This window comes from Dietzia maris, from assembly GCF_036287335.1.
Classification (GTDB): Bacteria; Actinomycetota; Actinomycetes; order Mycobacteriales; family Mycobacteriaceae; genus Dietzia; species Dietzia cinnamea.
On sequence record NZ_CP143053.1, the window covers coordinates 39,031 to 51,983 of the forward strand.

At 64.0% G+C, this 12,953-nt stretch carries 8 protein-coding genes and 1 tRNA gene; 5 read left to right on the forward strand and 4 right to left on the reverse strand.

Annotated features, from left to right (window positions below; translation table 11 throughout):
- Positions 1-5: 5 nt before the first annotated feature.
- The 4 genes from VYL96_RS00190 to VYL96_RS00205 form a co-directional block, all read right to left on the reverse strand.
- On the reverse strand, positions 6-1,475 hold the full coding sequence (locus VYL96_RS00190) for an FtsW/RodA/SpoVE family cell cycle protein (RefSeq protein WP_407935085.1): 1,470 nt from the start codon (positions 1,473-1,475) through the stop codon (positions 6-8).
- Positions 1,472-3,040 carry a PP2C family protein-serine/threonine phosphatase gene (locus VYL96_RS00195; RefSeq protein ID WP_131885596.1) on the reverse strand — a complete coding sequence of 523 codons (1,569 nt, stop codon included), beginning with the start codon at positions 3,038-3,040 and terminating at the stop codon, positions 1,472-1,474. The genes VYL96_RS00190 and VYL96_RS00195 overlap by 4 nt, the downstream gene beginning before the upstream one ends.
- The gene (locus VYL96_RS00200) at positions 3,037-3,495 is read right to left on the reverse strand and encodes an FHA domain-containing protein FhaB/FipA (protein WP_061916654.1); all 459 of its coding nucleotides are present in this window, start codon (positions 3,493-3,495) and stop codon (positions 3,037-3,039) included. Before VYL96_RS00200 ends, VYL96_RS00195 begins: the two co-directional genes overlap by 4 nt.
- 85 nt (positions 3,496-3,580) lie before the next feature.
- A complete protein-coding gene (locus tag VYL96_RS00205) occupies positions 3,581-4,459 on the reverse strand; it encodes an FHA domain-containing protein (protein WP_279432744.1) in 879 nt (292 codons plus the stop codon).
- Positions 4,460-4,644: 185 nt separating this feature from the next.
- On the opposite strand from VYL96_RS00205, the gene VYL96_RS00210 reads away from it, so the two are divergent.
- The 5 genes from VYL96_RS00210 to VYL96_RS00230 all read left to right on the forward strand — a co-directional run bounded on the left by VYL96_RS00210 (position 4,645) and on the right by VYL96_RS00230 (position 12,925).
- Positions 4,645-4,727, forward strand: a tRNA-Leu gene (locus tag VYL96_RS00210).
- A 202-nt stretch (positions 4,728-4,929) separates the two neighbouring features.
- Positions 4,930-6,480 carry a type I restriction-modification system subunit M gene (locus VYL96_RS00215; protein WP_131885595.1) on the forward strand — a complete coding sequence of 517 codons (1,551 nt, stop codon included), beginning with the start codon at positions 4,930-4,932 and terminating at the stop codon, positions 6,478-6,480.
- A complete protein-coding gene (locus VYL96_RS00220; RefSeq protein ID WP_131885594.1) occupies positions 6,477-7,652 on the forward strand; it encodes a restriction endonuclease subunit S in 1,176 nt (391 codons plus the stop codon). The genes VYL96_RS00215 and VYL96_RS00220 overlap by 4 nt, the downstream gene beginning before the upstream one ends.
- The gene (locus tag VYL96_RS00225; protein WP_131885676.1) at positions 7,652-10,966 is read left to right on the forward strand and encodes a type I restriction endonuclease subunit R; all 3,315 of its coding nucleotides are present in this window, start codon (positions 7,652-7,654) and stop codon (positions 10,964-10,966) included. Before VYL96_RS00220 ends, VYL96_RS00225 begins: the two co-directional genes overlap by 1 nt.
- Positions 10,967-11,053: 87 nt before the next feature.
- Positions 11,054-12,925, forward strand: a complete 1,872-nt coding sequence (locus VYL96_RS00230; RefSeq protein WP_131885593.1) for a DUF262 domain-containing protein — start codon at positions 11,054-11,056, stop codon at positions 12,923-12,925.
- Positions 12,926-12,953 lie beyond the last annotated feature (28 nt).

Below are 12,953 nucleotides of genomic sequence, written 5' to 3' on the forward strand. Positions count from 1 at the left end.
GGCGCTCACCCGTTCCTCCGCCCCGGCAGCAGCCGCGGCGTGCGCATCAGGCCGGTGGCGGCCTCGGCGAGCGCCGGCGCCTGGCGCGGGGTGGGCATGGGCCGGCGCGCGTCGTTGGACAGGCGCAGCAGGATGGCCAGGAGGGCGTAGTTGGCGAGCAGGCTGGACCCGCCGTACGCCATGAACGGCAGGGTGAGGCCGGTGAGCGGGATGAGCGTGGACACGCCGCCCACCACGACGAACAGCTGGATGGCCACGGTGAACGCCAGGCCCACGGCGACGAGCTTGCCGAAGCTGTCGCGGATCGTCAGCCCCACGCGGATGCCGCGCAGCACGAGGATCGCGTAGACCATCAGCACGGCGGCCAGGCCGATGAGGCCCAGCTCCTCGCCGATGGTGGAGGTGATGAAGTCGGTGTTGGCGAACGGCACCTGGTCGGGCCGACCGTTGCCGAGCCCGGTGCCGCCCATCCCGCCGGAGGCCAGTCCGAACAGTGCCTGCGAGCTCTGGTAGCCGCCGGTGTCGAAGAACGCGAACGGGTCCTGCCAGATCTGGAACCGAACGCGGACGTGCCCGAACAGCGCGTAGGCGAGCACACCGCCGACCGCGACCAGCACCACGCCGATGAGCAGCCAGCTCACCCGCTCGGTGGCCACGTACAGCATGGTCAACACGGTGGCGAAGATCAGCAGCGCCATACCCAGGTCGGTGTTGAACACCAGCACGCCGAGCGACAGGAACCACGCCACGATGATGGGCCCGAGGTCGCGGGCGCGCGGCAGGTCCACCCCCAGCACGCGCTTACCGGCGGTGGTGAACAGTTCGCGTTTCTCCACGAGGATCGAGGCGAAGAAGATGATGAGCAGGATCTTGGCGAACTCGCCGGGCTGGATGGTGAACCCGGGCAAGATGATCCAGTTCTTGGCGCCGTTGATCTCGGAGAACCGCGCGGGCAGCACGGCCGGGATCGCCAGCAGGGCGAGCCCGGCGAACCCCAGCGTGTAGCCGTAGCGGGCCATGACCCGGTGGTCGCGCAGGAAGAACAGGACCGCGCCCATGACGCCGAGCCCGATGAACGTCCACAGCAGCTGCCGGGTGACGTCCATCCCGGGCGGGTCGTTGCCGCTGGCCACGGCGTTGGCCGCGTACGCGAGGTCGAGCCGGTAGATGAGGACGAGCCCGAGGCCGTTGAGCAGCGCGACGCCCGGCAGCAGCACGGGGTCGGCGTAGGGGGCGAGCCAGCGGATGAGCAGGTGGGCGCCGCCGGACAGGCCGAGGAACGCCAGCGTGATCCACAGCAGGGCCGGCGACAGTTCCTGTTCCTGGGCCAGCTGGACGAGCAGGAGCGCGAACCCGACGATCACCGTCGCGGCGACGAGCAGGACGAGTTCCTTGCCCCGGCGGGGGCGGTCGGGGACCGCCTGGGCCCGGGGGTCGGACGGGGGCGGGGCCGACGCTGCGGAGGGCACGGTCAGCTCACCGCCCGACAGGTCTCACCGGGCACCGGCGCGGGCGCCGCGGGGGACGTGGGCGACTCGGCGGGGGAGCGCTCGGGTGACCGCTCGGCCGGGGAGGCTTCCGTGGGCTCCTCGGGGGGCCGTGCGGGCTCACCCGTGGGCGCCCCGGGCGACGCGGGCGCCTCGGTGGGGGAGGAGGGCGACGACGGCGAGGTGCGCCCGTCGCGGTCCGGGTTCCGTGGCGCGGGCTCGCACACCGGCAGGAGATTGTCCTGCGCGAGGCGGGAGACCTGGGCCGTGGCCTCGGAGAGGCTGCCCGACGGCATGCCGGCGCGGACGGTCTCCCGGGCGGGTTCGCGCAGGTCACCCAGGGTGAACACGTCGCAGCCGGTGGGGATGGCGTCGGGGGAGTGCATCGTCAGGTCACCGTCGTCGGCCAGGCACGCGACCTGGCTGACCGAGGCCAACGAGATGCCGAAGACCTCCCCGGAGATGCCCCTCTTCACCACGACCTGGTTGTCCTCCTCGGTGACGAAGTAGTTGCTGCGGACGAGCAGCGCCGACACGCCGACGATCCCGGCCAGCACCGCGAGGACCCCGACGACGCTCAACGCGAAACGCCATCTGCTGCCACGCGGCGGAGCGGGATCGCCCTCGTCGTCGTCGCCCTCCGGCCCCGCCCCGGCGGCTCCGCGCCCCACGGCGGTCCCGTCGACCTCCCCGCCGCGCGAGGCGACCTGGGCGCGGGAGAACGCGGCGGCCTTCCCGGCCGCGGTGTCCGAGTACGGGTCGGCGGCCGGGTCGATCTGGCCCGGCTCGTCGCCGGACGCCGCGCCGACCACCACGGGGACCACGGACGCCTCGCGGGGCGAGTCCAGGACGTCCGCCAGCACGACGGTGATGTTGTCCGGCCCGCCCGATCGCAACGCCAGCTGCACCAGCCGGTCCGCCGCCTCCTCGACCGTGCCCGTGGCGAGCGTCTCGGCGATGGTCTCCGTGCTCACCGGGTCGGACAGGCCGTCCGAGCACAGCAGGTAGCGGTCGCCGACCCGGGCCTCGCGGATGACGGCGGTCGGTTCCACCGGCTCGCCGGTCAGGGCCTTGAGGATGAGCGAGCGGCGCGGGTGGGAGTGCGCCTCGTCGGCGGAGAGCTCCCCGCGGTCGACGAGGGACTGCACGAACGTGTCGTCCTTGGTGATCTGGCTCAGCGTGCCGTCGCGCAGCAGGTACGCGCGCGAGTCACCCACGTGGATCAGGCCCATGCGGCGGCCGTCGAACAGCAACGCCGTGGCGGTGCAGCCCATGCCCTCGGTCTCCGGGTGCGCCTCCACGTGGGCGGCGATCGCCTCGTTGCCGACGGTGAGCGCGCGGGTGAGGGCGGCGGTGAGGTTCTGCCCGGGCTCGTCCTCGTCGAGCCGGGCCAGCGCGGCCACGACGAACTGGCTGGCGATCTCCCCCGCCGCGTGGCCGCCCATCCCGTCGGCGAGCGCGAGCAGGCGCGGGCCGGCGTAGGCCGAGTCCTCGTTGTTATCCCGCACCATCCCCAGGTGGGACCGGGCGGTGTAGACGAGCGCCGGGGTCACGCGCGCAGCTCGATCACGGTCTTGCCGATCCGGATCGGCGTGCCGGCGGCCACCTTGACCGGGGTCGTCACCCGCGTCCTGTCCAGATAGGTGCCGTTGGTCGAACCCAGATCCTCGAGGAACCAGTCGGGGCCGTGTGGCGACAGCCGCGCGTGCTGGTTGGACGCGTAGTCGTCGTCTATCACCAACGTGCACGAGTCCGCCCGGCCCAGCAAAACCGGTTGCTCCGACAGCGTGATGCGGGTGCCGGCCAGCGCGCCCTGCGTGACGACGAGGTGGCGGATGGCCTTGGCGCCGCGGCCGAACACGCCACCGCGGCGCTCGGCGCGGCCGCCGGATCGCATGCCCACGTTGCCGAAGACGTCGGTCTTCAGCGCCCGCAGCGTGAGGTAGATGAACAGCCACAGCAGCACCAGCAACAGGCCGCGCGAAAGCTGCAGAACGAGTCCCTGCACTGGTGCCGTCCTCCCCTCGCCGGTCGGGTCACCTCTACCAACGTGTCACCGCCCCCGGTGGTTCCGGGGGTCATCCGTGTCGAGGCTAGTCGAACCGGACGGTGATCTCCGAGTGTCCGACCCGGATCACGTCGCCGTCGGCCAGCTGCCAGTCCTGGACCGGGCCGCCGTTGACCGTGGTGCCGTTGGTCGAGCCGAGGTCGGTGAGAACCGCTTCCCGCCCGTCGAAGTGGATGTCCGCGTGCTGCCGCGAGACGCCCGTGTCGGGCAGTCGGAACGCGGCGTCCTGACCCCGTCCGAGCAGGTTGGAGCCCCGCTGGAGGCGGAAGGTGCGGCCCGAGCCGTCCTCGAGGTGCAGCGTGACCGCCAGGGACGAGCGCCCCTGCGTGATCTGGGTGGGCGCGTCGGACGGACCGCCCCAGCCGGAGCTGCGGGGGCCGGTCTCGGCCGCGACGGGATAGTTGGAGGCGGGTGCCTGCATGTCGATGTTCTCCTTGCTCGCACTCGGCTCGCGGCGCGACGGCGACGACGGCGCGGGATGACCCGGTCGCGGTGCCGGCGCGGCGGCCGAGATGTGGAACGGGACGGCATCGGGGTCCACGACCCCGTCGATACGCATCTGTCCGGTGTGGAGGTCGTCGCGCTCCACGAAGGTCACCGTGACCGGACCGTAGGTCTCCCAGCCCTGCTCGCTGATGTGATCCGACAGGTGGCGGGAGAAGGTCTTCACGGCCAGCGCCTCGTCCTCGGTGAACGACGCGTAGTCGGAGCGCGCGAGGGTGATGGTGTAGCTGTTGGAGACCAGCAGGTGGCCGTCGACCACCTTGAGGGAGGCCTCCGCCTGCTTACGCAGCTGCGCCTCCACCTCGGCCGCCACCACCCGGCCGCCGAAGAGTCGGGCGAACGCGTCGCCCACGGCACCCTGGAGGGTCCGTTCGAACTTGCCGACGATTCCCACGCTCACTCTCCTCTCCATCCGGTCGGATCGCACCCGGTACCCGGGCGGGTTCGGTCACGCCGCCCGCGGCGGCATCCGGTCGATCATAGAGGCGACGGCCAACGGAAGCACGCGACGAACAGTCAGCAGGCCCGCTACCAGCGGATTGGGATGAGCGGTTCCGCGCGTGTTAACGTATTCGAGCGTTACTCGGGCGAGTGGCGGAATGGCAGACGCGCTGGCTTCAGGTGCCAGTGTCCTTCGGGACGTGGGGGTTCAAGTCCCCCTTCGCCCACAGCGAGCAGTTCGAGTCTAGAACTGCAGCGGCCGAAGCCGGGGTAATTCCTGGCTGAGGCCGCTTTTTCGTGTGCCGAAGGCTTGGCGGGGAGGTCGCGGGATCTCGGGGTCGATGTCCCCTAACAGAGCCGTAGGTATCGACTTCTTGGCAATCGAGGTTCGAGTCGGTGGGTTTCGCTGGGCGGCATTAGTCTCGACTCATGAAGACTTCGGACCTCGCCAAGGTGCGGGCTATGTTGTGGTCCGCTGCCGACGAACTGCGAGCCAACTCAAAGCTGACACCGGGCCAATACCGCGATCCAGTGCTAGGACTAGTGTTCCTTGCATACGCAGAGAACCGCTTCGAGGCGGTGCGTGCCGAGGTCGAGGCTAAGGCCACCAAGCGCAACCCTGCAACGGCCGCGGACTACAAGGCGAAGGCCGTGCTCTATGTGCCCGATGAGTCGCGCTTGTCTTACCTCGTCGAGCTGCCGGAGGGCCACGACATTGGCAAGGCCACCGATGAGGCGATCAAGGCAATTGAGCAAGCCAACCCCGAGCTCAAAGACATCCTTCCGCGTGGCTACCAGAAACTGGAACCCTCGACCCTAATTGAGTTGCTTCGTCTCTTCGCACCGCTGCCTACGCAGCTTGAAGGGGACGCCTTCGGCTTCGTCTACGAAGACTTCCTCTCCAACTTCGCAGCGCAGGAAGGCAAGGGCGGGGGCGAATACTTCACGCCGTACTCCATAGTCCGTCTCATTGTCGAGATACTGGAGCCATACCAGGGCCGCGTCTTTGACCCGGCGTGCGGGTCGGGCGGCATGTTTGTGCAGTGTGCAAAGTTCGTAGAACGCCACCATGAGTCGGCCAGCCGCAAGCTCTCGGTTTTCGGTGCGGAGAAGACCGAGGACACTATCCCGTTGGCGAAGATGAACCTGGCGCTTCACGGGCTCTCAGGCGATATTCGCCAGGCCAACAGCTACTACGAGGACCCGCACAGGGCGGTCGGTGCCTTCGACTATGTGATGGCCAATCCGCCGTTCAACGTCGACAAGATCAAGAAGGATCAGCTGGCCGGCGACAAGCGGTTTCCCTTTGGCCTGCCGAAAGCCGATAACGGCAACTTCCTGTGGATCCAACAGTTTTACGCGGCGCTATCCCCACAAGGGCGAGCGGGCTTCGTCATGGCGAACTCCGCCGCAGACGCGGGCCACTCCGAGAAGGAGATTCGCAAGCAGTTGATCGAGTCCGGGACCGTCGATGTGATGGTCTCCATCAGCTCCAATTTCTTCTACACCGTCACCCTGCCGGTGACACTGTGGTTTCTCGACAAGGCCAAGGTTGGCACTCCGCGCGAGGACACCGTGCTGTTCCTTGATGCTCGGCACATCTACAACCAGATCGACCGTGCACATCGCGATTTCACGCCTGACCAGATCGAGTTCCTCGCCAACATTGTGCGGCTCTACCGCGGGGAGGACGTCGATACCACTGAGAGCAGCGAAGCTCTGCTCAAGCAGAACTTCCCTGACGGTGAGTACGTCGACGTCCCTGGACTCTGCAAAGTTGCAACTCGGGCCGAGATCGAGGCACAGGGCTGGAGTCTGAACCCTGGCCGTTACACCGGCACAGCTGCGGTCGACGAGAGCGACGTCGACTTCATCGGCGACCTCGGAGCCTTATATGAGGAATTCTCGATGCTGAGTGATGAGGCCGACACTCTGCGTACGAAGGTCGATGCCGCTGTCCAAGGGATCCTTGAGGTATGAGCGAATGGAGTGACAAGGCAATTGGGGATCTCGGCACAGTGGTAACTGGCAGTACACCGCCGTCTCGGCATCCGGACTGGTTTGGGAACGAAGTGCCGTTCGTGACCCCGAGCGACATGAACGAGGGTGACCGACGCCCGAGTCCGGGGAGGTGTCTTTCTCGCCTAGGACGAGTGGGGCTGAAGACTCGAATCGTTCCAGCGAATGCTGTCGCGTTCGTTTGTATTGGGGCCACCATCGGCAAGGTTTGTTTGCTTCCGACTGAGTCGGTAACGAACCAGCAGATCAACACAATCGTCCCGAACTCCGATACCGACAGCAGATTTCTCTACTACCTACTTCGATACGCGGCCCAGGGGATTGCGCAGGGCGCCAGTGGGGCCGCAACACCGATTATCAATAAGTCGGTGTTCTCATCGGTTGTTGTGCGAGTGCCTGACCTGGCGACACAAATCGGGATCGGCCAAGTTCTAGGGTCGTTCGACGATTTGATTGAGAATAATCGCCGGCGGGTGGAGGTGTTGGAGGAGATGGCGCGGGCCATCTACCGCGAGTGGTTCGTGAAGTTCCGCTACCCTGGCCACAGCGACGTACCCATGACCGACTCCGCCCTCGGCCCAATCCCTGAGAGATGGATGGCGGGCACCATCGGCGACGTCCTCGAACTAAAATACGGAAAGGCTCTGAAGGCAGATGCCAGGCGCGGCGGCGGCGTTGCGGTAGTGAGTTCTGCCGGGGTCGTAGGTTGGCACGATGAGATGCTGGTCGACGGCCCTGCGATCGTTGTAGGCCGCAAGGGCAACGTCGGAAGCGTCCACTGGGTCGATGGTCCTTGCTGGCCGATCGACACGGCCTACTACGTGAGCACAGACTTGCCGCTGCGATTCGTCGCCGAGCAGTTGCGTCGGTCCGAGTTCACTAACTCCCATGCAGCAGTCCCAGGGCTAAGTCGTGAGGCCGCGTACGCACGGCCGTTCCTGGTCCCGCCATCGGATCTGCTCGCGTCATACCAAACGCTCGCTGACTCATTTGGTACTCAGGCGGCCTCACTCTCGTGGCAGAGTGAGAACCTCAGGGCCCTCCGCGACTTGCTGCTACCAAAGCTCGTCACCGGTCAGATTGATGTGTCTACGCTCGATCTCGATGTGCTGCTTGAGGAGGCGGTGGCGTGATGATGGCAAAGGGGCCGGAGTACGTTTACGTCGAGAAGCCAAGCATGGAACTGCTTGCTGATCTCGGCTGGACTCCAGTCGACGCCTTCTCCGAAACCCTTGGCGCGCAAGGCACCCTAGGGCGCGACTCTCAACGCGACGTCGTCCTCACCTATCGGCTCCGGTCTGCGATGCGCACATTCAACCCCGAGCACGTGCCCGACACCTCGATCAACGAAGCCATCGAGCTACTAACCAAAGACCGTTCGGTCATGAATCGCGTGCGCGCCAACCGTGAGGTCCACGACCTGCTACGTGACGGCTACCAGGCCGAATGGGTCAACGAGGCCGGCGACAAGCAGATCGAACGACTCCAATACTTTGACCTGACCGATCCCTCAAACAACGATCTGCTGGCTGTCCAACAGATGTGGGTCAAAGGCAACCTCCACAGTCGCCGCCTTGATGTTGCGCTGTTCATCAACGGCGTGCCATTGGTGTTGATGGAATTCAAGGAACCCAACGAGCCGATCAAGTCGGCATACGAGCACAACCTGACCGACAACCGCGACACCATCCCGCAACTGTTCATCCCGAACTGTTTTGTGCTTCTCTCCAACGGCGGAGAGGCCAAGATCGGATCAACGTACTCGCCGTGGGAGTTCTTCAATGACTGGAAGGTCGTCGACTCCCATGGCACACGCGGCGCTATCGCCTTGGAGACCGCTTTGCGCGGCACCTGTAATCCGGCGGTCCTGCTCGACCTGTTCGAAAACTTTGTCGCATACATGGAGCGTCCCGGCGGACTAATCAAGGTTTTGGCGCGCTCGCATCAGTACCTGGGGGTGAACGCCGCGATCGAAAATCTCCACCGTGCGCGGACAGAACACGACAAGCGGCTCGGGGTGTTCTGGCACACCCAGGGCTCGGGTAAGTCGCTGTCGATGCTGTGGTTCACGCAGAAGGTGCTGCGCCAGGTGCCGGGCAAGTGGACGTTTGTGATGGTCACCGACCGTAAGGAACTCGACACGCAGCTGCATGGAGAGTTCGCCGCGGCGGGCGCGATTTCGCCGGAGGCTCGAGTGCATGCGGATTCCGTCGCGCACTTGCGTGAGCTGCTAGCCGCTGATCACCGGTACGTGTTCACCCTGATTCAGAAATTCCAGCCGTCCAAGAGCCGAGGTGAGCGGCAGATGCCAATGCTCTCGGACCGTTCCGACGTCATCGTCATCACCGATGAGGCGCACCGCAGCCAGTACGACACGCTCGCCCTCAACATGCGCACTGCGCTGCCGAACGCCTCGATGATGGGTTTCACCGGTACCCCGTTGATCGCCGGTCAGGAACAGGCCACTCGTGAGCAGTTCGGCGATTACGTCAGCGTCTACAACTTCCGCGACGCCATCGAGGACGGCGCAACGGTTCCGCTGTACTACGAGAACCGGATTCCTGAGCTGCAGCTAATTAACGAGAGCTTCTCCGAAGAACTCGACGCGCTCCTGGAAGAGGCCGAGCTCGACGAGGACGCCGAGGGGCAACTGGCACGCGCCTTCGGCACCCAGTACACGCTCCTCACGCGCCCGGAGCGGTTAAAGACCCTCGCCAAGGATCTCGTCACGCATTTCGTGGGACGGGGATTTAGTGGCAAGGCGATGTACGTCGGACTCGACAAGGCCGCCGCCGTGCGCATGTATGACCTAGTCCAAAACGCCTGGGCGGAGCATTTGCACGAGTTGCAGGCCGAGCATGACGCGCTGCCGGAGTTGGAGCGGCCCTGGCTGGCGTCGCGGATCGAGTTGATGCGCACCACCGATATGGCGGTAGTGGTCTCGCAGAGCCAGAACGAACTCAAAATGCTCGACGACCAGGGCCTCGATATTCGGCCGCACCGTGAGCGGATGAATCGTGAAGATCTCGCCGAGAAGTTCAAGGACCCTGCCGATCCGCTGCGGCTGGTGTTCGTTTGTGCGATGTGGATGACCGGTTTCGATGCTCCGAGCGTGTCCACGATCTACCTGGATCGGCCGATGAAGAACCACACGCTGATGCAGACCATCGCCCGCGCTAACCGCGTATTCCCTGACAAGGACAACGGTCTGATTGTCGACTATGTCGGCGTCTTCCGGAACTTGGAAAACGCTCTCGCGATCTACGGTGCCGCGGAGGCCGGCGACTCTCCCATCGAGATCATCGATGCGCTCTCCGCCGAGTTGGATGCTGCCGTCACCGGGGTCTTCACCTTCTGCGGTTCTGTTGGTGCCGATCTTGCGGCTATGCGGGATGCGGAAGGCTTCGCCCACATCGCCAAAAGGGATGCCGTGGTGGAAGCGCTGCTCGTGGACGAGGATGTCCGGATCGACTTTCAGCAGAAGGCCCGGCGGGTCCGCAAGCTCTTCAAGGCATTGCTGCCGAACCCGGACGCCGCCGCCCACCAACGCAATGTCGCCGCCATCCGAGTCGTCGCCGAACGCATCGCGGACGTCACCCGGCCAGCCGAAGCAGATATTGGGGCAGTCGCTAATGCGGTCGACGCGCTGCTCGACCGATCCGTCGGTGCCGAGGAATACGTCATCCGAGCAGCCGCCGAGGGAACGAAACCTGATCCGCTGATCGACTTGTCGCAGATTGATTTCGAGGGTTTGGCCGCCAGACTCGCAGGTCGTAAGCGAGCGGAGACAGACCGGCTGGCGCAGCTCCTGCGCCAGAAGGCCATCGGGGCGGCTACCCGCAACCCGACCCGGTACGAGCTTGTGGAGCGTATTGAACAGCTCATCTCTGATTACAACGCCGGAAGCGTGAACATCGACGAGTACCTCAAACGCCTGATCCGCCTGTCGGAGACGTTGACTGAAGAAGAAGAGCGTTCGGTGCGAGAGGGCATGAGCGAAGCGGAGCTGGCGATCTTCGATCTGCTGACCCAGCCCGAACCCGAGCTGACCGACGAGGAGCGCGAGAAGGTCAAGGCAAGTGCTAAGAACCTCCTCAAGCACCTGCATGACCTGCTGGTGCAGGACTGGCGTCACAAAGTGGACGTCAAGAGTGACGTTGACAGCACAATTCGGAGAATTCTCGATCAGGGACTGCCCGAGGAGCCGTACACAGTTGATATCTTCTCTTCCAAAGTTCAGATGGTCTTCGATCACGTCCTAACGGCCTATGGCAACGACGGGGAGAGCGCTTACGACGCCTACCGTGAGCAGACGCGCCGTACGAAGACGGATATTGCATGGCCACTGGACCTGAACAAGCTGACCGACGACGTGGTGTCGCGTATCCACAACGACCCCAATTTCGCCGCGCATGTAGCGAGCGAACTCGGGGCCACCGAGTCGTAGCAAACAGCGCATCTCGATCGCAGCATGGCGGCCCCAGACGCCCGCGCATGCTGGTAGCAGACGCAAAAAGGAAGGCATCAGAAATCAATGGCTAGCATCACTCCGCACTACCGTACGGTCACTCAACTTCTGCAGAGTCGCACGTTCTCTATTGATGAGTACCAGCGCGAGTACAAGTGGGACCGTGAAAATATTGCGGAACTCGTCCAAGACCTGACAAGTACCTTTCAGCGTTCCTACACAGAAGGTGACTCGACGAAAGATGTGTCGGGGTACGACGAGTATTTTCTCGGTTCGATTATCGTCACTCAGCGACGCAACAAAAACTATCTGGTGGACGGACAGCAGCGCGTCACCTCACTGACCCTGTTACTGATACACCTGTACCGGCAGGCCAGAGATGCGAATCTCAAGGCTGCCCGGACTATCGAGCCGTTGATCTACTCCGATTCTCTGGGTGAGGAGGTGTTCAACCTCGACATCGCGGAGCGGACTCCGGTCATCCGCGCGTTGTTCAACGGCGAGACCTTCTCCACCGACGGTCGTGAAGAGTCAGTGCAGACTATGGTGCACCGCTACCACGATATTGAAGACCTTGACATCTCCGGCGAACTCGGCGACGGCTTCCAATCGTTCATCTACTGGCTTCTGAACAAGGTCGGGCTCATCGAAATCGCTACCGATTCCGACCAGCATGCCTACGCGATCTTCGAGACGATGAACGATCGCGGTAAGCCGCTCAGCCCAGTTGACATGGTCAAGGCGTACCTGCTCGCTCCGATCACGGGATCCGAGGACCGGGCCAAGGCCAATGACGCATGGAAACGCACGGTGCTCGACCTTATCTCGTGGGGCGAGGAAACCGATACAGAGCGGGACGCCGAGTTCATCAAAGCCTGGCTACGCGCCCAATACGCTGAGACCATTCGCGATCGGCGCAAGGGTGCCACTGACCGTGATTGGGAACTGATCGGCAGCACCTTTCACCGGTGGTTGCGCGACCACTCCGGCCGGGTCGGCGTAGGAACTCGTGAGCAGAACCTGCGATTGATGACTGAAGAATTCCGGTTCTTCGCCCGCTACTACCTTCAAATTCTCGACGCCAGCACTCGGCTTATGCCAGGGCTGGAGGCGGTGTACTACAACGCGCACAATAACTTCACCTGGCAATACACGGTGCTATTGGCACCCCTTGAGGTCACCGACAGCGAGGACACGGCGCGCCGCAAGATCCAGGCCGTCGCCACCTACCTCGACATCTGGTTGATGCGCCGAGCAGTGAATTACCAACGATCGGGATACAACGCGGTGTCCTACACAATGTGGCTGCTGGCCAAGGACGTGCGGCGCAAACCGCTCAATGGGCTGATTACCGTGTTGTCGGCCAGACTTGAGACAGACGAGGCCAGCTTCGAAGGCAACCGCAGCCGTGGACGCGGCGGCATCGCAGAGCTGAGACTAAACCAGTTCTCGCGACGTTACATATTCCACTTACTCGCTCGCGTCAGCGCATATGTCGAACAGAAGTCTGGGCGAGGTCTTGATTTCGCCACGCTGATCGACCGCACTGCGAAGAATCCGTACGACATCGAACACATTTGGGCGGACAGGTACGAGCGCCACCTCGATCAGTTCGACAGTCGCCAAGACTTTGAGGCTTGGCGCGATGACATCGGCGCACTGCTCCTCCTGCCAGCTGACGTGAACCGCAGCCTGCAGGACAAGACATATGAGGAGAAAGTCGCACACTACGGTCGACAGAACTTCTATGCGGCGAGTCTCCACTCGGGTACTTATCAGCATCAACCGCAGTTCCAGCGCCTGCGTCGGGACGAAGGCCTCGAGTTTCAGAGTTACGACCGGTTCGATAAACAGGCCCAGCGCGAGCGTAGTGCTTTGTTGCTTCAACTGGCGAATATTGTTTGGTCCCCAGGCCGGCTGGAGGATCTTAGACCGTAGACCGGGCTGACCGCTGTAGTTACACCTG

Excerpts from the sequence above, each read along its gene's own strand:
- VYL96_RS00215 (WP_131885595.1), top strand. The coding sequence starts at position 4,930 with ATGAAGACTTCGGACCTCGCCAAGGTGCGGGCTATGTTGTGGTCCGCT.
- VYL96_RS00220 (WP_131885594.1), top strand. The coding sequence starts at position 6,477 with ATGAGCGAATGGAGTGACAAGGCAATTGGGGATCTCGGCACAGTGGTA.
- VYL96_RS00225 (WP_131885676.1), top strand. The coding sequence starts at position 7,652 with ATGATGGCAAAGGGGCCGGAGTACGTTTACGTCGAGAAGCCAAGCATG.
- VYL96_RS00230 (WP_131885593.1), top strand. The coding sequence starts at position 11,054 with ATGGCTAGCATCACTCCGCACTACCGTACGGTCACTCAACTTCTGCAG.